General features: G+C 63.6%; 14 protein-coding genes. 4 read left to right on the forward strand and 10 right to left on the reverse strand.

Annotated elements, in window-relative coordinates:
* Positions 1-19 precede the first annotated feature (19 nt).
* Positions 20-985 (forward strand): methyltransferase domain-containing protein, encoded by a 966-nt coding sequence (locus ACO06O_RS01580; RefSeq protein WP_421875584.1) that lies wholly within the window; start codon positions 20-22, stop codon positions 983-985.
* Between the two features lie 82 nt (positions 986-1067).
* On the forward strand, positions 1068-1730 hold the full coding sequence (msrA, locus tag ACO06O_RS01585) for a peptide-methionine (S)-S-oxide reductase MsrA (protein WP_421875586.1): 663 nt from the start codon (positions 1068-1070) through the stop codon (positions 1728-1730).
* Here msrA and ACO06O_RS01590 read toward each other — a convergent pair.
* The gene (locus ACO06O_RS01590) at positions 1705-1986 is read right to left on the reverse strand and encodes a helix-turn-helix domain-containing protein (protein ID WP_420417835.1); all 282 of its coding nucleotides are present in this window, start codon (positions 1984-1986) and stop codon (positions 1705-1707) included. The genes msrA and ACO06O_RS01590 overlap by 26 nt on opposite strands.
* A 221-nt stretch (positions 1987-2207) precedes the next feature.
* Here ACO06O_RS01590 and ACO06O_RS01595 point away from each other — a divergent pair, with 221 nt between their 5' ends.
* On the forward strand, positions 2208-2447 hold the full coding sequence (locus tag ACO06O_RS01595; protein WP_421875588.1) for a hypothetical protein: 240 nt from the start codon (positions 2208-2210) through the stop codon (positions 2445-2447).
* Positions 2448-2607: 160 nt separating this feature from the next.
* Here ACO06O_RS01595 and ACO06O_RS01600 read toward each other — a convergent pair whose 3' ends face one another.
* From ACO06O_RS01600 to ACO06O_RS01610, 3 genes are all read right to left on the reverse strand, one after another.
* Positions 2608-2925: a hypothetical protein gene (locus ACO06O_RS01600; protein WP_420417837.1), complete on the reverse strand. Its 318-nt coding sequence runs from the start codon at positions 2923-2925 to the stop codon at positions 2608-2610.
* Between the two features lie 80 nt (positions 2926-3005).
* Positions 3006-4247 (reverse strand): PQQ-dependent sugar dehydrogenase, encoded by a 1242-nt coding sequence (locus ACO06O_RS01605; protein ID WP_421875590.1) that lies wholly within the window; start codon positions 4245-4247, stop codon positions 3006-3008.
* A gap of 76 nt (positions 4248-4323) precedes the next feature.
* Positions 4324-5511: a phosphoglycerate kinase gene (locus ACO06O_RS01610; RefSeq protein WP_421875592.1), complete on the reverse strand. Its 1188-nt coding sequence runs from the start codon at positions 5509-5511 to the stop codon at positions 4324-4326.
* A gap of 182 nt (positions 5512-5693) precedes the next feature.
* Between ACO06O_RS01610 and ACO06O_RS01615 the strand changes: the two genes are divergently transcribed.
* Positions 5694-6731 (forward strand): class I SAM-dependent methyltransferase, encoded by a 1038-nt coding sequence (locus ACO06O_RS01615; protein ID WP_421875594.1) that lies wholly within the window; start codon positions 5694-5696, stop codon positions 6729-6731.
* Here ACO06O_RS01615 and ACO06O_RS01620 read toward each other — a convergent pair.
* The 6 genes from ACO06O_RS01620 to ACO06O_RS01645 all read right to left on the reverse strand — a co-directional run bounded on the left by ACO06O_RS01620 (position 6728) and on the right by ACO06O_RS01645 (position 26239).
* Entirely contained in the window at positions 6728-7105 is a 378-nt protein-coding gene (locus ACO06O_RS01620) for a thiol-disulfide oxidoreductase DCC family protein (protein ID WP_421875596.1), read from the reverse strand. The two genes, ACO06O_RS01615 and ACO06O_RS01620, sit on opposite strands and share 4 nt — an antisense overlap.
* Positions 7106-7165: 60 nt before the next feature.
* The gene (locus tag ACO06O_RS01625; RefSeq protein WP_421875598.1) at positions 7166-10309 is read right to left on the reverse strand and encodes an ABC transporter substrate-binding protein; all 3144 of its coding nucleotides are present in this window, start codon (positions 10307-10309) and stop codon (positions 7166-7168) included.
* A gap of 100 nt (positions 10310-10409) precedes the next feature.
* Entirely contained in the window at positions 10410-21080 is a 10671-nt protein-coding gene (locus ACO06O_RS01630; protein ID WP_421875600.1) for a tandem-95 repeat protein, read from the reverse strand.
* 244 nt (positions 21081-21324) lie between these two features.
* On the reverse strand, positions 21325-22623 hold the full coding sequence (locus ACO06O_RS01635) for an HlyD family type I secretion periplasmic adaptor subunit (protein ID WP_421875602.1): 1299 nt from the start codon (positions 22621-22623) through the stop codon (positions 21325-21327).
* Positions 22624-22633: 10 nt separating this feature from the next.
* On the reverse strand, positions 22634-24361 hold the full coding sequence (locus tag ACO06O_RS01640; RefSeq protein ID WP_421875604.1) for a peptidase domain-containing ABC transporter: 1728 nt from the start codon (positions 24359-24361) through the stop codon (positions 22634-22636).
* Positions 24362-24400: 39 nt separating this feature from the next.
* Positions 24401-26239, reverse strand: a complete 1839-nt coding sequence (locus ACO06O_RS01645) for a TolC family protein (protein WP_421875606.1) — start codon at positions 26237-26239, stop codon at positions 24401-24403.
* Between the last annotated feature and the right edge of the window lie 261 nt (positions 26240-26500).

A 26500-nucleotide genomic window follows, 5' to 3' on the forward strand; every position in this document is an offset into this window, starting at 1 on the left:
CCTCTTCGGATATCCGGACATGCAGGAAGACCGTTTGCGCGCCGAGCGCCGTTTGAATCTCGGCTTGGCCCTGGCGGATGAAGGCGATTTCGCTGCCGCCAGCGATGCCATGACCGAGGCCTGTGCCCTGGCGCCCGACTGGGCCGATGCGCATTTTGCGCTGGGCGAAACCTTCGAGAAGTTGGGGCGGGCCCGCGAGGCAGAGAAAGCCTATCGCGCCTGCCTGAAATCCGATCCTCAGGACCGGATGGGCGCGAAGATCCGCCTCGGCCTGATGGGCGCCGCGCCGGTCCCCACCCGCCTGCCCGCCGCCTATGTCGAGGCCCTGTTCGACCAGGAAGCTCGGCGGTTCGACAAGAAGATGCTGGACGGCCTTCAGTATCGCGGGCCCGACCACATGGCGCGCGCGATTGAACGCATCGCCCCAGATCTGGCGCCGCCCGTCCGCGCGCTGGATCTCGGCTGCGGCACCGGCCTGGGCGGTCGGGCCATGCGGTTGGTCGCGGCGGAACTGCACGGCATGGACCTGTCCAGCGGCATGCTGGCCCAAGCGGCCTCGACAGGTCTTTACGACCGCGTCGTTCAGGCCGACCTGCTGACCGCCGCCTGGGCGGAGCCGGACAAGGCCTATCACCTGATCGCGGCGACGGATGTGCTGAACTATATCGGCGATCTGGCGCCGGTCTTCCGGATGGCGGCAGAAGCGCTACAGGCAGGCGGCTATTTCGTGTTTACGGTGGAGGCGGGCAACCGCCAGGACATAGATCTGGGCGAGGGCCATCGCTACCGCCACGCGCTGGCGCGGCTGCGCCCATGGATCGCGGCGGCCCTTTTGGACATCGTTGCCGTGGATCGCTGTGTCCTGCGTCAGGAAAAAGGGCGCCCGGTTCAGGGCATGGTCCTGACTTTGCGCAAGCCGGACCTTTTGAACGAGCGTCCGGTCGCACCCACCCGCAACCGGGGCGGGGCGCGCAATCCGGTCTGACCGCCTTTCACCGTGTCTTGATTGGCGCAATCCCGGCGACCAACTCATATACTGAAGCCGAACGATCTTCAGGAGAGGCGCGATGTTCTTTCAGTTCCGCAAAGACAAGTCCGAAATGCCCGACCCGCGTGACGCCCTGGCTGGGCGGGTCGACGCGATGCGGGTCAATCCGATCCATCACCATTTGGGAACAAGGATCGTCGCGCCCTTCCCGGACGGCACCGAAAAGGCACTGTTCGGCCTGGGATGCTTCTGGGGGGCGGAACGGGTGTTCTGGCGCACGCGCGGCGTCTATTCGACCGCGGTCGGATATGCCGGCGGCTACACCCCGAACCCGACCTATGAAGAGGTTTGCAGCGGCAAGACCGGCCATAACGAGGTTGTTCAGGTCGTCTACGACCCCGGTGCAATCCGCTATGCCGACCTGCTGAAAGTCTTCTTCGAAGCGCATGATCCGACGCAAGGCATGCGTCAGGGGAATGATGTCGGCACGCAATACAGGTCAGGCCTCTATGTCCACGACGCGGTGCAGCGCGCGGAGGCGGAGGCCGCACGGGACGCCTATCAGGCGGAATTGATCCGCCGCGGGCGCGGCCCGATCACGACCGAAATCGTCGACGCGCCGGAATTCTTCTACGCCGAGGATTATCACCAGGGCTATCTGAGCAAGAATCCCGGCGGCTATTGCGGATTGGGCGGGACCGGAATCGCCTGCCCGGTCATTCCGGATCAGGCGGCGCGCTAGTAGGGGCCTCGTCGACCTCCGGCTCTGGATTGGCACGCCCCCGGCCCTTGGGCGGGCCGTCATAGTCGCGAATGCCTGCGGCATAGGCCGCACAGGCCAGACGAATGTAGAGCGGGATCTCGATCTTCTTCCCGTCCCGCTCTCCCTTCTCATAATACTGAACGACGCGGCGCTTCAGCCCGAGCACATGTGCCGCATCTTTCTGCGAAAGGTCTAGACTTTTTCGCCAATTCTTAAAATCGTTCGGTTTCAACAACTTGCCCCTGATTTTCTAACTTTTCCGCTGGTCCAACGGACGGAATAGTCATTTTCCCTACACAAAGCGCACTTTGTGCGCATTTAACGCTTGCACAGCGCACCTCGTGCGCCTATGTAGATAACAGAGGCGCACGAGGTGCGCAACCTTTGACGAATTGGTCGGGTCAATGTTCGGGAATTCCTCCCGGCCCTGCCCGGCCCAGAAAGGAGGGTAGTGTTATGGCCACTCTGTATGTTGGTGAAAAACACGCCTATCGTGACGAAGTTTCCGCAGCCCGTGCCGAATCCGCCCATATCGCGGTTCATGGTGCACGCGCCTTCACGGTCGACTGGGACGCCAAGCTGGTCTTCCGCGTCGATTTCGACGGCAAGGCGCACTACACGACGGACGAAATCGAAGTCCGTAAGCTGGTCGAAAAGCACCCGGACTGCCACGTACATGTGATCACGGTCGCCTGATCGGCGCCTAACGTCGCAACTGCCAGCGCAACGGCGCGGCCGACAGGGCCGCGCCAAAAAACCGCCCCCTTTTCCGGAAGGGGGCGGCGCGCTTTTTGGGGCTAGAATCGTACTCCGCGCCAGCAGAGCCGGCGCGGATCAAGCCAAGGTCAGATTGGAATTAGGCCAGCAGATTGACGGCGGAACCGCGCGGCGGCGGCGTGTTGCCGGCGCGTTCGATCGCAGCCCGCGCCGCGCCCTGCGCATCCTGCGGCAGGTCCTGCCGGGGCTGGGCCGACCGGCCGGACTCTTCACCGTCCACCGGCGCGACAGCCGCGCGCGTCTGCGGTGCTTCCGCCTCGCCCTGACGCGAGACCTGCTGCGTCTCGGCAGCGCGATCACGCTGTTGCGCGGCGGCGGAATCCTGCGCCGGCTGGCGCTGAACGGAGGCGGTTTGCGCCGCCAGAAGGGTATTTGCTTCGGTGCCTGTAACGATCATGGCGTTTCATCCCATTGCGGTGGACTTCTGTCCATGGGGCCATTTCTAACGCCGATAAATTAAGAAATCCCTAAGACCAATTAGGGTTTTTTCGTTATACGCCAGACCGTTCCGCCGACCTCGTCACCGACATAGATCGCACCGTCCGGTCCGACCGCCACGCCCACAGGCCGTCCCCACACCTTTGCCGAACCCGGCCGGGCGGGGTCCGGCACATCGATCCGGAACCCGGTGGCGAAGTTGATGTAGCGCCCGGTGGGCCGGCCATCCTCGAACTCGATGCGGACCACCTTATAGCCGGTCGGCTCCGCCGCATTCCAACTGCCACGCAGCGTGACCAGCGCGTCGTCGCGCCATTCCTCCGGGACATCGGCCTGGGTTAGAAAGGTCAGTCCAATCGGCGCGCTGTGGGATTGGATCAGGACATCCGGCACGACGGTCTTGGCCACAAGGTCCGGCTGGCGATCACCATAGCCTGGCTGCGGATTGGGCCCGATATAGGCATAGGGCCAGCCATAGAATGTGTCCGGCAGCACCTCGGTAAAATAGTCCGGAACCAACCCATCCCCCAGACCGTCGCGTTCGTTGACGACGACAAAGACACGCCCATCGTCCGGCCGTACCGCGATGCCGACCGGGTTTCTTAGGCCCGCGGCATAGGTATGGGATTTGTCGATCGTGCCGTCATCGTCGACCTCAAAGCGCTGAATACTGGCGCGGGGCAGATCTTCCTCCGCAATGTTGCCGCGCGATCCGATTGCGGCATAGAGCTGCTTGCCGTTGGGGGAAAAGGCAATATTGCGCGTCCAATGCCCCCCGGTCGATCCGAAGACCCCGTCCCGGCTCATCGCCTCGACCGTATCCGCCGGACCGCCGCCGGGCCGCCAAGGCACGCGATAGAGCCGGTTCACATCTGCGATCCACAGATAGCCGCCGTGAAGCGCCATGCCATGTGGGCGATTGAGTCCCTTTACGACATCGACGATCTCGTCCGCGCGGCCATTTCCATCCTCGTCTGGAAGGACGCTGATCACGCCCGCGCTGCTGCGCGCGACGATCACCAGCCCGGCGGAATCGACCAGCATTTTGCGTGGTCCGCCGACTTGCTGCGCGAACAACCGGATTTCGAAGCCTTCCGGCACATCCGGTTCCCGCCCGCCCCGCGGGACGGTATCGGAACTGTTGGAGACGGATTCAGTGGCATAGGGCGCCGGCATGTCGCCCGGCGTCAGATGAAAAACCTGACCGGGCCGATCCTGAGCCAGGGCGGGTGCCGCCACCGCCAGAACAATGCCGAAAGCCGCTGCCGCGCGCATATTCATCCCCGATCCTTCCGTCAAACATTGCCGGTGGGATTATAGGTAGGATGCGCGGGCCGGATTGCGACCGTTTCCGAAATCAGGCGCTGAGGGCCGCCACGCCGGGCAGTTCGCGCCCTTCCATCCATTCCAGGAACGCGCCGCCTGCGGTCGAGACATAGGTGAACTGCTCCGATACGCCCGCCGCTGCCAGTGCCGCAACCGTATCGCCGCCGCCCGCGACGGAGGTCAGCGACCCCGCCTGGGTCAGCGCCGCCGCCTTCTTGGCCAATGCCACCGTACCGGCGTCGAAAGGTGGGATCTCGAACGCGCCCATCGGGCCGTTCCAGATCAGGGTGCGGCAGCTTTCCAGTTCGGCCGAAAGGGCCTCGGCGGTTTGCGGGCCGATATCCAGGATCATCTTGTCGGCCTGAACCGCGTCCAGCGGGACAGAGTCGCTCGGCGCACCCGCCGCAAATTCGGCGGCTACGGTCACGTCACTGGGCAGGCCGATGCGGCAGCCGGCGGCGTCGGCGCGGGCCAGGATCTGTCGGGCGGTATCCGCCAGATCCTTCTCGCACAGGCTCTTGCCGACATCCTTGCCCATGGCGTGCAGGAAGGTATTCGCCATCCCGCCCCCGATGATCAACAGATCGACCTTGTCGACCAGATGGTTCAGCACATCCAGCTTGGTGGAAACCTTGGCGCCTCCGACCACGGCGGCGACCGGGCGGCGCGGTTCGCCAAGCGCCGCGTCCAGCGCTTCCAACTCGGCCTGCATATTGCGGCCTGCCAGGGCAGGCAGGCATTGGGCGATGGCATGGGTCGACGCATGGGCGCGGTGCGCGGCAGAGAACGCATCATTGACGTAAACGTCGCCCAACGTGGCCAGGGCTTTCGCGAAATCCGGATCGTTACCTTCCTCTTCGGCGTGGAACCGCAGATTTTCCAGAACGACGATCCCGTCCATCGGCGCGGCGTCGATGGCGGCCTTGGCGGCATCCCCGACGCATTCCTCGGCGAAGGTCACCGGGCGGCCCAACACCGCCTCGACGGCCTTGGCGACCGGGGCCAGCGACATGTCGGCGACGCGTTTGCCCTTCGGCCGGCCGAAATGGGACAACAGCACGACCTTCGCCCCGGCACCGATCAACGCATCGACCGTCGGACGCAGTCTTTCGATCCGGGTCGCGTCGCTGACGGTGCCGTCGCGCATCGGGACGTTCAAGTCGGCGCGCACCAGCGCCGTCTTGCCGGAGAGATCGAAATCGTCGAGGGTCTTGAACATGAGAGGCCGCCCATTTCCGTTTGAAGGTTGAGACGGCTTCCCTCTACCGGATACGCCCGCGCCTGGAAAGCCCGTACCGCCCCTTGTTCCCGTCTTCCCTTTGCCCCCGTTTGAAGCAATCAAGGGGCTGGTCCCGCACCGACTGGATCACCATGTCCTTATCAGGACGAAAGGAGGCGGCAATGTCCCTGTTGGGTCGCGCCCTGTTCACCGCCGGTCAGGCGTCCCGGGCGGTATGGTTCGGGGCACAGTATTCCCTTGCGCAGCGCCTGGCGCCGCCGCTGGACGGACCGGTGCCGCCCCCCGGCAGCATTCCGGGTTGGCCGGTAATCCTGAAGGATCTGCGCGCCCTGCAGCAACGGGACTGGTCCAACGTGGAGGCCGGCTATTATCCACCCCCGGCCGACCGGTTCGCGCCGCCGGGCAAGATGCTGCGGAACGCCGCGCGATTTCTGCGCGATGTCCCGGCCGTCAACTTGCGCCGACGCCTGAAGGAAAACAGCGAGACGTACAGCGACGCGTACAAGGGCAAGCGGCCGCGCTATTACCTGCAGAACTTCCATTACCAGACCGGCGGCTGGATGACAGACGACAGCGCCGCGCTCTATGACCATCAGGTCGAGGTTCTGTTTACCGGAGGCGCTGACGCGATGCGCCGTCAGGCCCTGGTACCGATCGGTGACTGGATCCGGGCGAACGGGGCGGAGGGAAAGCGGCTGATGGACGTCGCCTGCGGCACGGCGCGGTTCCTGTTCGACGCCAAGCGCGCCCATCCGGAATTACATATTGCTGGCGTCGATTTGAGCGAGGCCTATCTCGCCCGCGCGCGGCGCAACCTGAAGCGATGGCCGGGGTCTTTCACGCCGGTTCTGGCGAAGGCGGAAGCTTTGCCCTTCCCAGACGACGATGGGGCCGACCTGATTACCTGTATTTTCCTGTTCCACGAACTGCCCCGAAAAATCCGGCGCGAGGTGCTGGCGGAAATCGCGCGTGTCCTGCGGCCGGGCGGGCGTGCGGTGATGGTGGATTCGATCCGGCTTGGCGACCATCCGCCCTATGACCGGCTACTCGACCGGTTCCCCCTGGCCTTTCACGAGCCCTATTACGCCGAATATATCCGCGACGACCTGGAAGGGGCGGCGGCGGAGGCCGGGTTGAACCATGTTTCCACCCGCCGGGCGTTCTTCGCGCGGGTCATGTCTTTCGACAAACCGCGCTAACGACCCCGGCTTCGGTTCCAGGCATAGAGCGCCGGCGCAAGCAGGCGATCGTAGAGAAAAGCCGCGGCGTGATAGACACCGGGACAGGCAACGATCCGGGCCAGCCAGTTATAGCGCGGCATCTGGTGCCAGAGGACCAGGAACGCATCGACGCCACGATGAACCCGGCCGTCGGAATCCAGGACGGTCATGCGGCGCTTCACATCCTCCCGGTCCAATCCGAGTTCCGCAAGTAGAGGTGCGTCGACGCCATTGGAGATATCCGCCCATCCGATCGCCACAGCCTCGCGGGCGCAGTATCCCTGATAGTGGGAAATCTCGGCACTGCAGACCGGGCAGGCCCCGTGATACAGGGCCGTTACGGATCCCGTCATCTGTTCCGTTGATCCGTCCTGCATGACCCTTTCACCCCGTCGATTCCGGGATACGCGGCGTTACTCCGCCGCGCCGCCCGCCGGGATCGCCTTGCCGGCAACCGGCTTCGGCACGGATTTCCGTTTGCGGACCATGTCGATTTCCATCGGCGCCGGTCCCTGCTCGACCCCGTCGTCACCGAATTGTTCGAACACTTCGATATAGACCGTATCGCGGACGATTTCGAAATCGAAGTATTCGTCGATCCAGAAGTCGACGCGGTAGCGGTGGAATAGGCCCAGTTCGAACACCTTCACGCCGTCATAGCGCCAGGTGTAATCGTCCAGGGCGTCGTCACGGCCCAGCACTTCGACCAGACGCGCGCGGATTCGGGCTTCGGCCTTGCGGATCGATTCTTCGATGAAGCGGGGTTGATAGCGCTCCGGCACAAAGAATTCGGCACTGAACCGGACCATCTCGCCGGTGGAGAAATTCTGGATCAGCGATTCCGAGACCTGCCCGTTCGGGATGCTGACATGGTAGCCGTCGCGGGTCATCAAGCGCATGGTGCGCCAGGTGATATCGGTGACCTGGCCGATCATCTCATCGACCATGACCCAGTCCCCGACCTTGAACGGCCGTTCGATGTTCAGGACGATCCCGGAGAAGATGTTGGCGATATTCGCCTGGATCGCCAGACCAATGATCATGGCCAGCAAGCCGGAGGTTGCCAGAAGGCTGGTCAGTTTCTGGTCGAAGACGAAGGCCACGACCCCAAACACCGCCAGCAAGTACACGCTGCCCGACGCGAACAGGCGTACGACATTGGGGATCCGCCGTCCCGAGCGTTCCTCGATCGGTACCCACAGGAACCGCTCCAGCGAGATCACCAACAGGCGCGCCGGGATCATCCACCACAGCGTATCGAAGATCAGAACAAGCGTATCGGTAACCGCGTCCGGCAGGTTCTGGGCGGAATAGTCCAGAACCAGAGTGCCCAGCGATACCAGCAGGATCGGCCAACAGATCGCGCGGATACCCAAGGTCTGGAAACGCCAGAACTGGCCCCGGTCCTTGCGGTCCATGACGGCGGCAAAGAGCAAACCGACAACCCCGAAGATCAACAGATAGACGAACCAGTTATAGGGAACCGCGTCGGCCGGATCGATCCCCGCCGGCCCCAGGATGACCCCCAGATCGATACGGGTGAACTCCGGTGCCTGCTTGCCGAACCCGATAAAGGCCGGATCGCCCTCCCCGGTGCCCTCATAGACCTCCTGCGAGATCCAGCTTCGCTCCACCGCCCAGCTTGGCAGCGCGGCGAAAACCCGGCGCTCCCGCAATCCGTCCAAGAGCGGATCGCCGCTCGGCCCATCACCGACGATCGATGCCAGATCAATATCGCCCAGGCCGAGCGTTTCGAGCCAGCCTTCCGCTTCGGCCACCTCTGCTTCGGTCGCGGGGCCGGCCGCGGACGGGGCATCGTCGCGGGACTTCACCAGCCCCATGCCGAGTACGTCCGTCACATACATCAGGTTGTTGCGGCTGAGCAGCCTGTGATGGAAGCCAAGCCCCGTCAGCAGCGTTCCATAGGCGTGTTTGATGTCCGAGAATTCCAGCTTGAACGTGCCGGACACTCGGTAAGATTCGTATTTCAGATCGCCGTCGACACCTGTCTTGTCGGGCTCGCTCAACGTGATCGGTTCCACCGCGTTCAGGAACACGACATCCTGCGGCTGGAAATCGCCGCGATAGCGGAACCAGATCAGGAAATCGATCTTGAACCGGTCCTCGAGGACGACCGTGTCCTCCCCCTGCTGTTCCAGCACCTTCTCGACATTCAGCAATTGGACGCCGGTATAGACGACATTGGTGCGGTACATGAACCGGTCGTTCACATAGAGGACCTTGCCCTGCTGGACCAGGTCCAGGAAGCCGGTCACGCCGCGTTCCAGGATCGGCTGAAGCTGCGTCAGCGCCGAGATCATGCTGGCGCCGTTATAGAGGCCGATCTGGACGCTGGTCGTGTTCGCGCCATTCGGCCCGAAATAGCGTTCGCCGCCGACGACCCGCTTGGCGCGTTCGGGATGGTCGTAACCGGTCAGGTAATCGCGGATGGCCTTTCGCAGGACATCGACGCCGACCAACTGCGCTTCCTCGTCGTCGGTGGTCGATTGCCCGATATCGGCGATGATTCCGTCGATCGCCAGCCGCGCCGCGTCATACGAGAAGGCGGCGGTCCAATCCGGCGCGATGCCATACTCGCCGATATGGTCGGTGCGGAAATTCTGCGCGACCTCCGTTGCCGTATCGAACAGCAGCGGCGTCGTCACGAAGATCCCATTGGTGACGGAAGCCGCCGGTTCCCCGGCCGGCAGCACGGCCTGAACCTCCGACACGAAAGCGCCGGTCGCCATGTCGGACAGCCCGACGATCCCGTTGCGTACGCGCCCCTGGCGCAGGGCCGTTACGATGCGGGCAGCCTGTGGCGCGCCGCCCTGAACGAAGACATGGCCGGTCAGCTTCTTATCGCGCATTTCCTGGGCAATCGCCTCGGCGCGGCGGGTCAGGCCGTCCAGATCCGTCGGATCATAGGCCCAGAAGTTCAGAACCTTGGTGCCGAACCGGCGATAGGTCTTGTCGAACGCGTCGGCCAACGCGCGCCCACGCTCGGTATTGGCATGGATGATCGAAACGGTTTCCTGTCCGATCACGTTGCGCAGATAGTTGGCCAGAAAGCGGGTTTGCTCCAGATCGTCATAGACGGTGCGGAACTGCCATTCCGGGACGGCGCCCTCCGCGCGGGCCGAAGCCGGGGCGGTGGTCAGAAGCGGGATGCCCGCCGCCTCATAGATCGGTGCGGCCGCCGCCGTCGCTTCCGGCGACCAATGGCCGATGACGGCGGTGATCCCTTCGGTCTCGCTGATCGTCTTGGCCGCGGCGATGGCGCCATCGGCGGTGTTCGAATCGTCGAACCGTTCGACCACCACCGCGCGGCCGCGAATGCCGCCGCTGCCATTCGCCTGTTCAGCCGCCAGCTGCGCGCCGCGCAGCAGGGCCGCGCCCGTCTCGGCATCGGCACCTTCCAGCGGGCCGACCACGGCGATCCGGACCGGATTGGAATAGTTGAGATCAAGGACCGTGACGCGGGTCAAAAGCGAGAATATGGCCGACGTTCCCGCCATCATCAGCAGGATGACTATGAACATATTCCGCTTGGTCATCGGCCAGTTGCCGAAAACCGTACGCCATATTCTTTGAAACACGACCCGCCCCCAGTTTTCTAGCCGCAGTCAGGGGCGCAGCGCAAAACGCGGAACGGCCTCAAACCACGGTAACGTCGATCTGTTCGGTTACTGTATCCGTTCCGTCGGAAATCTCCACCGTGAAGCTGTCGCTGAACCCGCTGCCGTCGTGATCGTAGACGAAAGTATTCCCGTCGAAACTGACCGATCCATGCTGCGGTCCCGTCGAAATGCTGTAGGAAAGCGCATCACCCTCGGCGTCGGAGCCCATCAGCAGGCCACGATAGACCTCATTATTGCTGATCGACAGCTCGATCAGGTTTTCGCGCGCGGCATTCGCGCTCATCGTCCCGTCATGGCCGTTGCCGGTCAAATCCGTCACCGTGCTGCCGACCGATTCGTTGAAGGTCCAATAACCGGACAGTCCGGCCTCAGTGCCGTTCAACTGCTGATGCATGGTCTGGTTGATCTCGATTTCCGTCCGGGCGGTATCCCAGATCCGGACTTCGTCCATCGGATGGGTGTAGCCGCTGCCTTGGGCGCTGGGCGAATGAGCCGGGTCGCCGATCATCAAAGCATCCGACGCGGAGGAGATATCCCCCTTGGTCCAGACGTCGTCATAAGCGCCGCCCGCGATCTGCCAGCCCGCCGAGCTGCCGTCCAGATAGGCGGTCAGCTGCCCGTCGGTGGGGTCGGAAGATTGATCGATCACCATGGCGACATGATGCCAGCCGGCGTCGATGCCGCTCATGTCGACTTCCAACTCGCCCTGACCGGTGCCCGTAGATGTCCGGGCAACCAAGGTATTGCCGTTCATGAACAGCGAATAGCCGGGATCGGTGGAGCCGTCGGTATTGCCCTTCGACATCAGGAATTGCAGGCCCGAGACGCCGCCGGCACCCGGCCAGTAGAACCACATTTCCGCGGTCATGTCCCCGGCACCGGGTTCCAGATCGCCGTGATGGTCGATTTCGACATAATCGCTGGACCCCAGGCTGATCGCGTTCTGGGTACCGTTGATCGTGAAGCTGCGGCTGCCGGTGGCCGTGGCCCCTTCCGGGTCGACCACATCATAGGTGACCGTGATCGTCTCGCTGCGTCCCGCGCCCAGATTGGCGAATTGAGCGGTATCGATGCTGAGCACCCCGGTCATCGCGTCAACGGTGAAGGACACGGTGCGCGCGGCGTTGGAGGAGCTGAACGAGACATTCGACACGCTCAATGCATCGCCGTCCGGATCGCTGGCATCGCTCAAAAGGTTCGTTTGCAAAACGCCGGATCCGGCTTCGATCCCATCGACCGGGATTTCCGCCGAAATCGACAGGTTGTCGACGCCCCAGCTTTCATCCGTGATTCCCTGATCCAGGGTGGAGGTGAAACCAAGCTGCAACATCGGATTGCCGTTGGCATCCACCGGCAGGGCCGCGATCTGTGCTTCGGAAAGCGTCAGTTCGACCCGGAAGGAGTAGTCGTTCCACCCCGCATTGACGATCGCGCCGTGGTTGACGCCGTCGGAGAAGGTGACGGCAACCGTATCGTCGATGCCGCCGACCGGACTTGCCACACCGGTGCTAAAGTTGAATGACCGCGCCGCGACGGTCTGACCGCCGATCTGGATCTGGAAGTTCTCGCCGTCCCAGGAATCCATCTTGTAGAAGTCGAAACTGATGGTCGTCTCGTTCGCACCGGCCGGCAGCGTGAAGGTCTTCGACGTCGCGCCGCCATTGCCGAAGGAGCCCAGGAAGTCGGTCATGACGGTCCCGGTATAGGTCGTGGAATTGTTGCTCCACCCCGAGGCGCCGCCTTCGAAGTCCTCGGACGCCACCGATACCGTGAAGGTTTCGTCGAAAGTGCCCGTCGCATTGACGGAAACGGCGTCATAGGTACCGGTCGCATCGGCGACCGCGCCACCGGCAGCGAACCCGTCGGTGAAGTTATACAGCGCGCGCAGCCCGTCTTCGGTACCGGTCAGGCGAGCCTGGTAATTATCTTCGATTTCCGTGCCGGACCGAACGTGATCCCAAATGCGGAATTCGGACATCTGGCCATCGAAATAGCGACCGGAGCCGTCTCCCAGCCACGCGCCGATAGACGTTCCCGTAATCTGGCCGCCGGACGCACCGACAATGCCGAAGTTTCCGGCCAGGCTGGCATCGTGCTGACCGTCGATATACAGATTGGCCTGCGAGCCATCGAAGGTGATCGCGACATGGTGCCATTCGCCGGTCGGGATCGTCGAACTGCTGGTCAGTAATCCGCTCTGGTTGGATCCCTGGAACGTCACCTGACCGGGCGTGCCGTCGCCGATCCGGAAGATCGCCAGGCTGTTCACGCCATTCGCCTGCTGGGCGAAGACCGTCTCTTGGGTGTTCGTATCCAGATAGACCCAGGTTTCGATCGTCCCCGCCGTCAAACCGTTCACCGTCGCGTCCGGCACGTCGATATAGGCGTTCGTGCCGTTGAAATCGGCGATTGCGGTAACATTGGTGTAGTCGCCGGAGATCGTCGGAGCCTGATTGGTCGACTGCACGGAGACAGGAACGGTCTGGGCCGTAACCGTCGTACCGTCATTGACCGACACGGTGACGTCGACGATCCCATTCGTGTCCGGCGCCGGCGTGAACATCAGGCTGCTCAGCGAGGCGTTGACCGCGGCCGCGGTCCCGGTCAGGACCACGCTCGCCCCCGACACCGCACCGCCATTGGCGCTCAACGTGCCGTCCGGGACCGATACTGTCACGGTCAGGCTGTCGCCGTCCGTGTCCGCGACCGAAATTCCGGAGATCGAGAAGGTCGAATTCTCGTCGCCGGACAGGCCGCCGCCTTCGGCATCGCGCAGCGTGAAGCTCCAGCTGCTGCCATCCTGACCAAGGCTGTTCCAACCCGCGATATAGCCACCATCCGGTGTCGGGATGATCTTCACATTGCGTTGTTCGCTGGCGGTGTAGGTATTGAGCTGCCGCTCGCCGCCCACAGCGGCGCCGTCGACATCGTATTCCTGCGCGAAGACGCCATAGCTGCTGCCGTCGCCGACATCGCTGGTCCAGGCGATGACATAATTGCCGTTCGTCAGAACCGCGATTTCCGGGAAGAACTGGTTGCCGGCGGAAGTGGTGTTGACCGTGGTCTCCCCACCGACCGGGTTCATCGCGGCGTCATAGACTTGCTTGTGAACCTGCCAGGACGTCCCGTCGCTCATCAGGCTGGACCAGGTAAAGACGGTATTGCCGTTGTCCAGTACCGCGACCGACCCCGTATGCTGATCGTTCAACGTGCTGGTATTGACCTGGAACTGGCCGCCGGACGGAGTACCCGCCGCGTCAAAGCGTTGCGCCACCATGGCATAGCCCGATCCGTCGACATTCTGCGACGCCCAGGTGATCACATAGGACCCATCGCCATAAACCGCCATGGGCGATCCGTGTTCGGTCCAGACGTACTGTTCCCCCGCCGTCGTGGTGTTCACGCGCGTCGGTCCGGCCGTCAGTTCGATCCCATCGGCATCATAGCGGCGCATCATGACCGCGCTGCCGCTGCCGTCGACATTGTAGGCGCTCCAGATGATCAGATCGCCGCCGTCCGGCATGGCCTGGATATGCGGATGCACCTGGCTGCCGATTGTGACGTCCGTATTCAGCCGGAATTCGGCGCCGTCCGGCGTGCCGTCGGCATTGAACCGTTGCGCCTGAACGCTCCAGTCGCTGCCGTCCTGGCCATGACTCGACCAAACGATCGTGAAACTGCCGTCGGCATGGGCGGCGATTTCAGAGTTCGTCTGATCGCCCGTCGAATAGGTGTTGGCGCGCGTCTCTGTGCCAATCGGTGTGCCGTCGGCCGCCATGCGCTGGAACATGATCGCCTGACCGCTGCCATCGACATTGTGGGAGGACCAGGTCACGACGTAACCGCCGTCCGGGAACACGCCCAGCGCCGGAAAGACCTGATCGCCCAGGGTCGTCGTGTGAACGGTGAACTCCGCCCCCAGATTGGTCAGCGTCGAAGGCGCCGTCACGATCGGTGCATCGTTCGCCCCGGTCATGGTGATCGAAACGGTATTCGGCGTCGTGGTCGTGCCGTCGGACACATTATAGGTGAAGGTCAGAACCTCGCTGCCGCCAAGGGCCAGATCCTCGAATTGCCCGCCCGCGAAGACCAGATTGCCGTTCGCATCGATGCTGGCGCCGACATTCCGCCCGCCGGTCTGCGTCAGGGAGACGGCCGACAACGCATCGCCGTCCACATCCGACTGTCCGGCCAGAAGACTGACCGACACCGCGCCGGAATCCTCGCCCGCACTCGTGGTGACTGCCGACACGTCAGGCGCATCGTTGACCGCCGTCACAGTGACCGTGAAGACCTGGGTCGCGACCCCGCCATTGCCGTCGGATACCTGAACCGTGAAACTGTCCGTGCCGTTGAAATCCGGATCGGGCGTGTAGGTATACGCACCGTTCGCCTCTACATTCACCGTTCCGTTCGCGGCGTTGCCGGTCACCTGGAAGGTAAGCGCGTCCAGATCGGCATCGGCCGCCGTCAGCATCCCGGAAATCGTGCCGTCCTCGGCCAAGGTCATCTGCGTGCCCGACGTACCGGTGATCGCCGCCCCGGCAACCAGCGTCCCATCATGACCATTGCCGGTCTGATCGGTGACGACCCCGCCCGGCGCGGCGTCGAAGGTCCAATGAGCCAGCAAGTTCGGCGTATTCGCCGAATTCAGGATAGCGCCGCCCAGATCGGCCGAATCCAACGCGCCGCTCCACAGGCGAACATCGTCGATCTGACCGTCGAAATTCCGGCCGGCCTGACTGTCCTTGCCGATATTCCAGTTCGACGTATTGGCATTGCCCAGGGTGAAGGCCTGGGAAACGACTTCATTGCCATCGACAAAGATGCGCATCGTCGTGCCGTCGAAACTGGTCGCGAGATGCTGCCAGGCGCCCGCCTGGATGACACCGGCCGGGCTATCGACCGACGCGCTGCCGTTCCAGATCGAAATTCCGCCATTCGCCATCAAATGGACGCGGTAGGGAGAATAATCCCCCAGCGTCGTGTCCGACTTGTCGATGATCGTCTGGAACACGCTGGTCGTGTCCGGATTGATCATCATTTCCATCGTGAAGGCCACGTTGGAATGCACGTCGATCGCCGCGTCATGGGCGATTTCGACTGCCCCGAAATTGCCGTCCAGACTCAGGACCGGCGCCGCCGCCAGGCCCACCGGCGCATCATTGACCGGCGCGACGCGGATCGCGATATCGGTCGTCACCGGTGCAGCGACCCCGTCGTCGACCGTAACGGCAACGCTGGCATCGCCATTGAAATTGGCATCGCCCGTAAAGACCGCGGTCTGAAGCGCCATCTGCACATCGACCGGATTGCCGGTAATGGTCACGGTGTGGCCGACGATCTGAACCACGGCACCGCCGCCGCCCTGATCCGCCGAAATGGTGCCGTTCGTGCCCTGCAGCGTGACCGTCAGCGGCGCATTATCGATATCGAGAGCGACAAGCCCGGACAATGGGATGCCGGTATCTTCGTTCCCGACCATATAGGCGTCGTCATTGACGATCACCGCGTTGTTCAGGGTCATTGTCGGAGCGCCCGGAACGCTGCTTTCCAGCGATCCGTCGAACCCGTAATCTGCCACCAGATCCGGATTGGCAACCGGATCCAGCGCCGTCCCCATGGTCGCCTGGATCTGCGCCGCCGACCGGACGCCGTTCCAGACGCGCAATCCGTCGAATTCCGCATCGAGCGCCTGACTGGTTTCGAAGGACCCGCCGACGCTATCCTGATCCGAGCCCATCACCAGCGTCCCGCCGGATGCAAGCGCATTGGTCGCGCCAAGCGACATAACCGGGGCGCCATCAATATAAAGAACCGTGTCGTTCGCCCCGTCGCCGAAACTCAACGCCACATGGTGCCATTCGCCGTCGGTCAGGGATCCGGCGTTAACCGATCCCTGATTGGAGTTGTTCAGCCAGACCTGGATATTCCCGCCGCTCAACGTAATCCAAAGCTCGTTCGGAGAACCGGGCACGGCATAGGAAATCAACGCGCCGCTGGTATCGGTGGTCTTGACCCAGGTTTCGACCGTCCCCGACTGTGTCGGGAAGGTGTCGAAGTTCGACGCCACGGCATAGGAGAAGCTGGCATCGTTGCCATTCGTCCCGGTACCCGTCGTCGACAGCGCGCCCGGCCCTAACAGCATCGGCGCGTCGTTCGTTCCAGTGACGGTCAGCGTGACCGTGTTCTGGGTCGAGGCCGTGCCGTCGGAAACCCCATAGGTAAAGGTCAGGACTTCGCTCTGACCGGCGGCGAGATCTTCGAACTGGCCGCTGGCGAAGACCAGATTGCCGTTCGCGTCGATACTCGCCCCGACATCGCGGCCACCGGTTTGGTTCAACGACACCGCCGTCAAGGCTTCCACATCAACATCGGATTGTCCGGCCAGAAGATCGACCGAGAAACTCGCCGCGTCTTCGCCCAAGGTCTGGGTAACAGCGGCCACACTCGGCGCGTCGTTCGACCCTGTGATCGTTACCGATACCGTGTTCTGCGTTACCGTCGTGCCATCGGACACGTCATAGGTGAAGCTCAGGACTTCGCTTTCGCCGTCGTCCAGATCCTCGAATTGGCCGCCGGCGAAGATCAGATTGCCGTTCGCATCGATGCTCGCGCTGACATTGCGCCCACCGGTCTGCGTCAGCGATACCGCTGACAGCGTTTCGACATCGACATCCGTCTGACCGGCCAGCAGGTTGACCGATACCGCCCCGGAATCTTCGCCACGCGTCGTCGCGATGGCAGAAACCGTCGGCGCATCATTCGATCCGGTGATCGTCACCGACACCGTGTTCTGCGTTACCGTCGTGCCGTCCGAAACGTCATAAGTGAAGGTCAGGACTTCGCTTTCGCCGTCGTCCAGGTCCTCGAACTGGCCGCCTGCGAAGATCAGATTGCCGTTCGCATCGATCGACGCGCCGACATTCCGCCCGCCCGTCTGCGCCAGAGAAACAGCCGACAAGGCTTCGACATCGACATCGGTCTGACCGGCCAGCAGGTCGACCGTTACCGCCCCGGAATCCTCGCCGCGCGTGGTTGCGATGGCTGACACCGTCGGTGCGTCGTTGGACCCGGTGATCGTCACCGATACCGTGTTCGGGACGGCGGTCGTGCCATCCGACACATTATACGTGAAGGTCAGGACCTCGCTTTCACCGTCGTCCAGATTTTCGAACTGACCGCCCGCGAAGATCAGATTGCCGTTTGCGTCGATCGACGCGTTGACATGGCGGCCCGCCGTCTGAACCAAGGTTTCCGCCGTCAGCGGTTCACCGTCCACGTCGGTCTGACCGGCCAGCAGATCGACACTCACGGCGCCGGAATCCTCGCCGTGCGTCGCCACAACCGCGGTCACGACCGGCGCGTCGTTGGACGCGGTCACCGTGATCGTGACCGTGTTCTGCGTCGTCGTCGTGCCGTCGAAAACGTCATAGGTGAAGGTCAGAACCTCGAACTCACCATCGTCCAGGTCCTCGAACTGATCGCCATCGAAGACGAGGGCGCCATTCTCGATCCGGGCGCCGACATCGCGGCCGCCATTCTGCACCAAAGACTGTGCCGTCAGGACATCGGTAAAATCGACATCGAAGACTTCATTGCCCAGCAGATCGATGCTGACGGCGCCGCCGTCTTCCGTGGCGGTCCGGACGATACCCACCACCTGCGGCGCGTCGTTGCGGCCTTCGATGGTCACGGTGGCCGTGTTCGCCACGACGCCGCCATTGCCGTCGACGACATTGTAGGAAACCGTCAGGACGACATGTTCCCCGACCGCGAGATCGCCGAACTGGGCCGGGTCGATGGTCAGCGCACCGGTTTCGTCGATGTTGTCGAAAAACACCGGACGCCCGTCGCTTGAGGTGACCACGACCGATTCCGTATCCAGATCGTCCGACGTATCGACATCGCTGGCGACGGACAGGAGGTCGATCTGGATCGGATTAAGCGCGTCTTCGTCCGTCGTGCCGGCGTCGATCGCCTGGGACACTGTCGGCACGTCGTTCGTGCCGGTAACTCGGACCGTCAGCGTTGCCGTCGACGTCGCGCCGCTGTTATCCGCGATGGTGTAGGAGATGTTCACGTCGCGGGTTTCATTGACCGCCAGGTCGTCGAAATCCGTGCCCGGCTCAAAGGTGACGGATCCGCCGTTGAAGGTCACCGTTCCGGAATTCGTCTGCAGGATCCGCGCGGCGGTCACATTGATCGCATCGCTGTCCGGATCGGAATCATTGCCGGTCACAGCGACGGTCAGGACGGAATTTTCCTGTGTCGTGCCGCGGTCATCGACCGCCACCGGGGCGCTGTTGATCGTCGTCGTCGTGTTATCGACCACCGTGTTTGTGTTGCGATCACTGCCGCCGCCGCCCGTATTGCCGGTCGTCGTCGTCGTGGTCTGCGTCTGGGTCGTCTGTTGGGTATTGCCGCCCCCCAGGCCGGAATTGCCGATGGTCGGGTTCAGCAACTGGTTGAAGCCCAGATTGGAAGACGGGCTGCCGGAAGAGTTGCCGCCGGCCGCCGTCGCGATGTCCTGCAAGGCCTCGATCTCTTCGTCGGTCGGCTGATCGCCGCCCCCGCCCTGCGCGATCGGGGTCTGCTGGGTTTCGGTGCCTTCGGCCGTGTCGTCGTCGGTCTGGCCGGTACCGGCATCCTGAGCCGCCTCGCCACTCGCGGTCTCGATCGCCTGGGTGACATCGTCATCGGTGGAAGCGTCCGTATCGTCGGGCGTCGTGTCGGCGGGTGCTTCCGCGACATCGTCCACGGACTCGACGATTTCCTCGCCGGGGCCTTCCGTGGTCTGTGCCGTTTGCGTCGGCTCCTGCTCACTGCCCTGCTGCGCGGTCTCGGATTCCTGACCACCGGTTTCAGTTTGGGCCTGACCGGTCTGGCTCGGCTCGGTCTGAGCGGTCTGCGTTTCCGCCGGCTCCTGGGTTTCAGCCGGCTCCTGGGTTTCCTGGGCCGTCTGCTGCTGTTGCGTTTCGCCGCCGGACTGCGCCGGGGCGGACTGGGTTTCAGCGGGCTGGGTTTCAGCGGGCTGGGTTTCGGCGGGCTGGGTTTCGGCGGACTGTGTTGCGGGCGCCTGAGGTTCCGACCCCGCGCCTTGCTGTGCCGGCTGTTCGCCCGTCCCGCCGGTGGTTTCAGCCGTTTGGGTCGGCGCGGCCGGTTCGCCGGACTGGGTCGATTGCGGTGCGGGTTCGCCGGTCGTGCCGGTCACATCCGCGACCGCATCCGCCATGTCCTGACCGGACGCACCGCCGCCCTGCGCCAGGGCCTGCATGGCCGGATCGGCAGGGACTTCCTGCTGCGACGAGGTCGTATCGGCGGATTGCTGCGCGGCGCCGGCGGACGCCATGGACTGGTCCGGGGTCTCGCCCGCCGCCAGGGAGGCTTCCAGTTCCGACCCGAACGCGTCGCCGCCACCGGCGTTCTGCAACGCCTCATCCACCTGCTGGCCCGAGGCGAGGGACGCCGCGAGCTGATCGGCCGGGGACAGAGGCACGGATTGCTGCTGTTGGGTTTCCTGCGCATTGGCGGAAGCCTGCTGCCCGGACTGCATCGCCGCGTCCGGCGCCGCGCCTTCGGCCAGGCTCTGCTCCAAAGACGCCGCAAAGGTATCGTCGCCGCCCGCGGCCTGCATGGCCTGGTCGACATTCTCACCGGATGCCAGCGATGCCGCCAACTGATCGGCGGGCGACAGGGGAACCGATTGTTCTTGCGCCACCGCATCCTGACGCGCCTGGGCATCATCGGCCTGGGCCATCGCGTCGCCGGCACCCGCGCCGTTCGCCAGGGCGTCTTCCAGCGCGCTGGCAAAGGCATCGCCGCCACCGGTCTGTTCCAACGCCTCGTCGACCTTCTGGCCCGATGCGAGCGCCGCCGCCAATTGGTCCGCCGCGCCCAGCTCGACTTCGGAATCCTGGCGCGCCTGGGCGCTATCCGCCGCGGCCTGCTGCGCGTCGTTCATTGCCTGATTGGCATCGGCGCCATCGGCCAGGGCGTTTTCCAGCCCGTCGATGAAGGCGTCGGCATCCCCGCCGGAGCGTTGCGCCGCATCGGCCAGGGCATCCCCGACATTCTCACCGCCGGCTAGGGCCGACAGGACGGGATTGTCGACCGGCACTTCGGCCTGCTTGAGAGAGTCCAGGCCGGTTTCGGCCGCCTGTGACGCCGCGGCGACCGCCGCGTCCGGGCTTTCGCCGCGCGACAGGGCTGCCTGGAGCTCGTCCAGAAACACCCCTTCGACGCGGTCGGAATCCGCCTCCGACATGTCGCCGCCCATTTCGGCGACTACGCGGCTGACGGCTTCTTCCACGCCATTGCCGGACGCGATGGCGGCCAGCAGCGCATCGGACGGCTCCACGGTCTGTGCCGTCGGATCGTAGGTGTCCATGGCGGTTCGCATCGCCTGATTGGCGTATTCCGCCGCGTCGGCCAGCGATCCGTTTTCTTCGAAGAGTTCGCTTCGGAAAGTGTCGATGAAGGACGTCGCGGCATGATCCGCCGCGCCTTCGGAACCGCCGGCGTCCAAGATCGATTGGCGCACCGTGGATTTCAGTTGACCCAGCGCCTCCTCGGCGTCCGCCCCGCCCGCGAGGGCCGTCAGAACGCCTTCGAAAACCCCTTCGGGTAAACGCGGTTCGACCGGCAATTCGGCGCCGGCCTGGTCCTGCTGAAGATCATCAGCCATCGTTTTCCGTCCCTCTCCCCCGGGAGTCGTCACGACCCTGCCCTCGTCGCGTCCCCCGGAATCTCAGCAAATTTAGCCGAAAATCGATTAAATTGGCGACTCTTATGTAAGCCCAAAATTCCAATACGCCATATATTTTTTTCAAATTTCTCTAAAATTTTATTTATTTTTCCGAACAATTCAAGCTCTTGTTTCGGCTGCGGGGGATAAATATGAGCAAATTCCGTCAGTTAAAGGTTTGACCCTAGCGCTCCCGCATCGCGGCGCGCATCGAGCTGACATAGGGATCGAGGATGTACTGGGCAATCCGGCGTTCACCGATGACGATGGAACTGGCGACCCGCAGCCCCGGATAAAGGCGATATTCCAGGTCGCCGTCGTTGAAGCCCTGGGCGTCCGGCTCGATGCGCACGGAGTAATAGGGCACGCCTTCATCGTCCAACAGCGCGTCCGGACTGACCCCCGCCACCGTGCCTTCCAGCTTACCGAACCGGGCGGCGTCGGCGGAGGTCAGGGTGATCTGTGCCCGCTGCCCGGTCCGCACGAAGCCGATATCTTCCAGCGGCATGCGCGCGTCGATCACCAGCCGGTCGTCCAGGGGCACGATCTCAGCCAGTACGTCGCCCGCGCGGATCACCCCGCCCACCGTCGATACCGCCACCGTCTTGACGATCCCGGCGACCGGGGAGCGGATGACCATGCGCGACTGACTGTCCTGAAACTTGCGAAGCCGTTCGGTTAGCTCGTCGAATTCGCGCCGGGCGGTCGTCAGTTCCGACCGGCCTTCCTCGGTGAAGCGCTCGGCAATCTCGGACAGCTTCGCCCGCGCCTCTTCCAGCGCCGCATGGGTCCGCTGCAGCAGGGCGCGGTCTTCCTTCACCTGCCCGTCCAATGTCGCCAAATCCTTCAGCAGATTGATATGCGTCATACGGTTGGTGATGTTCTGCTTCAGCAGCGTATCGGAAATCTTGATCTGCTCGTCCAGGAAGCCGCGTGTTGCCTCGGCCGTGTCCAGCCGTGCCGACACTTCGACGATCTCCTGCCTGCGCTGGGCAATCAACTGGCGTTGCACGTTGAATTCCGCCGCCAGGCGTTTGCGGCGCGTTTCCATAAGCGCCCGCGCGGCCTCGATCTGGGTCGGGACGCGTTGAACCAGATCGTCCGGATAGACGGCGGCATTGTTACCCGCCAGTTCCGCCTCCAACCGCACGATGTCGATCCGCAGGCTGGTCAGTCGGGATTGCAGTTCCGCCACTTCCGCGTCGATCTGCGTCGAATCCAGCGTCACCAGAATCTGCCCGGATTCGACGACCTCGCGCTCCTGAACCCGGATGTCGGCGACGATGCCGCCTTCCAGATGCTGAATCTGGCGCACCTTGCTGCCCGGAACCACCTCCCCGACCGTGGCGCTGACGATGTCCAGCGTGCCGTACCAGGTCCACGCGCCCAGAGCACAGACGAACAGCGTCGCCAGCAGAATGAAGGAGACGGTGCCGCGACCGGCGTCGGCCATGGGGGCGATCAGATCGTCGTGCTTCGTCATGCCGCCGCCCCTATTCCGCCGCCTTGGGTTTCACCGGCGGACCGCCGCGCGCACCGGCATTCCAGTTCTGCGACGTCGCGCCCGCGTCCTTCGACAGCATGCGGATTTCCGGCTTCGGCTTGGCATCGAGATCGATCAACATCTGGGCGCCGCGAATGATCTGCGGATCGTGGGACGACACGATGATGGTCCGACCGGCCCGAGCGAGCTGTACCAGGGTTTCATAGATCTGGCGCACGCCCTCTTCGTCCATGCCTTCGGTCGGTTCGTCGAACAGGACCAACCGCCCGCCGCTGGCCAGCGCCCGCGCCACGGCCAGCCGCCGCCTTTCGCCACGCGCCATGCTCAGGCCGTTGTTCACGACCATCGTATCCAGGCCCTTTTCCGTCTCATGGACGAAGCGTGCTGCGCCGCTGCGCTCCAGGATCGCCTCCAGCGCCTCGTCGGTCAGATCGGGATTGAGCAGTTTCAGATTGGCCCGGATCGTCGCGTTGATGAAGGTCGGTTCCTGCGGCAGATAGACGATCTGACGCCGCCACCAGGCCGGCACGATCTGGCGCAGGTCGACATCGTCGGCCAGGATCTGCCCGCGTGACGGCTCCACCAGACCTGCAATCAGACGCGCCATCGTCGTCTTGCCCGCCCCGTTCCGGCCGATCAGGGCGACGACCGAACCGGCCTCCAGAACGACGTTCAGGTCTTCGAACAAGGGCGCAGGTGCGCCGGGGGCCGTATAGGCCAGGTCGCGCAGTTCCAGCTTGCCGGAATAGGTCCGCAAGGCGGCGCCCTCGCCGGGTTCGACCGGCAGTTCGGCCAAAGATTTCGCCCGTTCCATCGCCTGACGCGATTTTACAAGCCCCTCGGACAATTGCGCAAAACGGGTGACCGGCTGCATCGCCCGCGCGGCCAGCAGGTTCGCGCCGATCATCATCCCGACATCCAATTCGCCGATGACGACCAGGGTCGCCCCGAAGGCGATAACGCCCGCGCTCATGATCCCCTGAATGCTCTGGGTCAGCGATTGCAGACCGCCCTGACGCCGGGCGAGCCGCCGCCGCAGCCCCTGTACCACCGACAGATTCTTGGCCCAATCGGTGATCAGCCGGTCGCCCGCGCCGAAGGCCCTGACGCTTTCCGCGGTGGAGGTCGTGGTTCCGATCAGACCATGGCCGACCGCCTGATGTTCGGTCAGCTTGCGCGTCATCGGCCGCAGCGCGATCTGATTGACCAGCCCCAACACCATGACCACGCACAGCGCGATCAGGACGATCAAGGCCAGCGGCGGGCTGAAAAGAAAGATCGCGCCCAGATACAAAAGCGCGAAGGGCAGATCCATCATCGCCGTCAAATTCGGCGCGGAATAGGCGCTTTCCACCTGCTCCAGTCCGGATATCGCCTCCCGCCGGTCGCCGGAGGACATGCGTTCCAGCGCCCCCAGTTTCGCGGTGGTGAGGATGCCGAATGCCCCGATTCCCGCCCGGTGATCCGGCTCGCCCGATACGGCGGCGGCAAGGCGCATGCGGCTCCATCGGAAACCCAGCTCGAACAGGATCGCCAGCCCGACACCGACGGTCAGGGTCAGCAGCGTCGCATCAACCCCGTGCGAGACATAGCGATTGAGGACCTGAATGACATATAGCGAGGAGGCAAGGCCCAGAATATTGGCCAGGACCGATGCGATGAGCATCAAGGTCGTCTGCGCCGGCCGACGCCGAAGCCTGGCCAAAAGCTCACCCATTGGGAATACGCCCCGTTCCTACCCCATTCCGCTTGGCGGCTATTGTGCCCAATCGAACAGCGGGTTGTCGAGTTCGCCGTCATCGCGCCGTGTGCCGGCAGGCGGGGAGGCCGGCGTCGGTTGGGATTCGGGGGTTGGAGCGGCCGCACCGGACGTGTCCTCCACACCCTCGGCACGGGCCGGTTCGGACGGCGGTTCCGGATACGGCAAGGTGTCGAAACTGGGCGGCTCCTGCAACGAGTCCAGATAGTTCGGCGTTTCGGGCGGCGCGGATTCCTCCACCGGCGCAGCAGGCGGAGGTGTTTCAATGATCGGCGCGTCGGGCGTCAAGGTAGACAGAGGCGGTTCCTGCGGTGCTTGTGGTTCCGACGGCACAAGGGGACTCGTATCCAGGACCCGGTTGCCGTCGGGCGGCGGCGTGAAGACGCCATCGGATGGCGCCCCGCCGTCTATCAGCGCCGAGGGATCCAGCGAGTCGCCAAGGTCTCCGCCGGGGCTCAGCAATTGCATCGACGGGTCGGTCGTGTCGCCGAACAGACCTGCGATCGGCGCCAGCATTTCGCTGCGATCCGGGCGCGGGACGGTTTCAATCACCGAATAGTCCAGCGATCCCGACGCCGCCAACAGCTCAATCAGCGCCAGTTGAACTTCCGCCTCCGCCGCGATGGCATCGCTTTGCGCGTTGATCAGCGAGGTTTCGCCGGACAGGACGTCGATCAGCGAGCGCTGCCCCAATTGCCGTTCCTGGATCGCGACCTCCAGGAAGGCCCGGGCGATACCCGCCTGGTCAAACAGATAGCCGGACCGCTGCCGGGCCGTCTCCAATTGCTTCCACGCATTACGCACCCGCTCTTCGACCTGGCGTTTCAAATCGCCCATGGTCCGAGTGGCCGCAACGACATCCGACTGGGCGGCCCGCAGCGTGTTGATGGAGGTGAAACCCAGATTGAAGGGAAAATTCATTTCCAGCTTGATCGACGATTCCGTGCGCCGACCGATCGTTCCTCCGTCATTCTTGGTCATCGTGCGTTCGCCGACCACTTCGAAGGTGGGGGCAAAGCTCTCGCTGCGCGCACTGATCCGATCCTGCTGGGACAGCGACACGTCGATCGAGGTCAGCCGCAGATCCGGGTTGCCCTTGAAGGCCAGATCCAACGCATGCTCCAGCGTATCCGGCAGATCGGACGCGTCGACCTGCAAACCCGGCAGCGCCGCGATATCGGCGGGCACGTCGCCGAACACGGCGCGATAGCGGTTCAGTGCCAATTCATAGCCGCCTTCCGCGTCGACCCGGCGGGCCTGGGCCCCGGCGAGCTGCGTCTTGGCCTGCAAAAGGTCGGTCGATAGGCCGGACCCGGCCTCGATCCGTGCCTCTTCCAGGCCGGTCTGGCGACGGATATTCTCTTCCGACCGGCGGGCAAACAGGACAACCTCGGCACTGCGCAGGAGGTTGATATAGGCGGCCAGCGCCTCGGCGATCAGCGTCTGACGGGCGAGCACCAGCGAGATTTCTGACTGAACCAATTGCAGGCGCGCGCGCTCCACCGTGGCGTTGGCGCCGCCGAAATCCCACAGCAATTGGGTAATCGTCGCGGTCAATTCCTGGGCAGGGGCAATGACCGTATCGGTATTCGTGCGCTCCAGTCGGTAGCGCTCGACATTCGCCGTTACGTCCAACGACGGATACCAGACACCCAAAGCTTCCTTCGAGCGCTGGCGGGCGGCGGTGACCTGTGCCTGACTGGCGAGCAACCGGTCATGCGTCTCCACCGTTTCGGCGATCATCTCTTCCAGAGAGTTTGCGCGCACGTCAATGGGCCCGCAGAAGCAGGCAACCGCGCATAGCGCGGCAACTCGCAGGAAGCGCGCTCTCTTCATACCCTACATTCCACGAGCATTCGCCCGCATGTCATCTGGGAAGCCCCCCGCCGTCCCCCGAACGGAAACGGTACCGGACCTGCCCACGTACAGGTTTAACCAAAGCCGCCTCTCCGTACTAGCCCCGGCTATACCAATTCACTACGAGTCGGGTGGTTTGGCGAAGCCCTATTGTAAAAAAATCATTCCGGGCGGCGGTGGCGTCTCCCGAAGGAAGGCTCTATCTTTACTCCGTAACGTTCAATTTGAGACAGGCACGGT

It is taken from the genome of Pacificispira sp. (genome assembly GCF_965228185.1).
Classification (GTDB): Bacteria; Pseudomonadota; Alphaproteobacteria; order UBA8366; family Aestuariispiraceae; genus Pacificispira.

Coding starts and splice junctions, on each gene's coding strand:
- ACO06O_RS01625 (WP_421875598.1), bottom strand. CDS start 10,309: ATGACCAAGCGGAATATGTTCATAGTCATCCTGCTGATGATGGCGGGA.
- ACO06O_RS01580 (WP_421875584.1), top strand. CDS start 20: ATGCAGGAAGACCGTTTGCGCGCCGAGCGCCGTTTGAATCTCGGCTTG.
- ACO06O_RS01615 (WP_421875594.1), top strand. CDS start 5,694: ATGTCCCTGTTGGGTCGCGCCCTGTTCACCGCCGGTCAGGCGTCCCGG.
- msrA (WP_421875586.1), top strand. CDS start 1,068: ATGTTCTTTCAGTTCCGCAAAGACAAGTCCGAAATGCCCGACCCGCGT.
- ACO06O_RS01595 (WP_421875588.1), top strand. CDS start 2,208: ATGGCCACTCTGTATGTTGGTGAAAAACACGCCTATCGTGACGAAGTT.
- ACO06O_RS01645 (WP_421875606.1), bottom strand. CDS start 26,239: ATGAAGAGAGCGCGCTTCCTGCGAGTTGCCGCGCTATGCGCGGTTGCC.
- ACO06O_RS01600 (WP_420417837.1), bottom strand. CDS start 2,925: ATGATCGTTACAGGCACCGAAGCAAATACCCTTCTGGCGGCGCAAACC.
- ACO06O_RS01635 (WP_421875602.1), bottom strand. CDS start 22,623: ATGACGAAGCACGACGATCTGATCGCCCCCATGGCCGACGCCGGTCGC.
- ACO06O_RS01610 (WP_421875592.1), bottom strand. CDS start 5,511: ATGTTCAAGACCCTCGACGATTTCGATCTCTCCGGCAAGACGGCGCTG.
- ACO06O_RS01605 (WP_421875590.1), bottom strand. CDS start 4,247: ATGAATATGCGCGCGGCAGCGGCTTTCGGCATTGTTCTGGCGGTGGCG.
- ACO06O_RS01620 (WP_421875596.1), bottom strand. CDS start 7,105: ATGACGGGATCCGTAACGGCCCTGTATCACGGGGCCTGCCCGGTCTGC.
- ACO06O_RS01630 (WP_421875600.1), bottom strand. CDS start 21,080: ATGGCTGATGATCTTCAGCAGGACCAGGCCGGCGCCGAATTGCCGGTC.
- ACO06O_RS01640 (WP_421875604.1), bottom strand. CDS start 24,361: ATGGGTGAGCTTTTGGCCAGGCTTCGGCGTCGGCCGGCGCAGACGACC.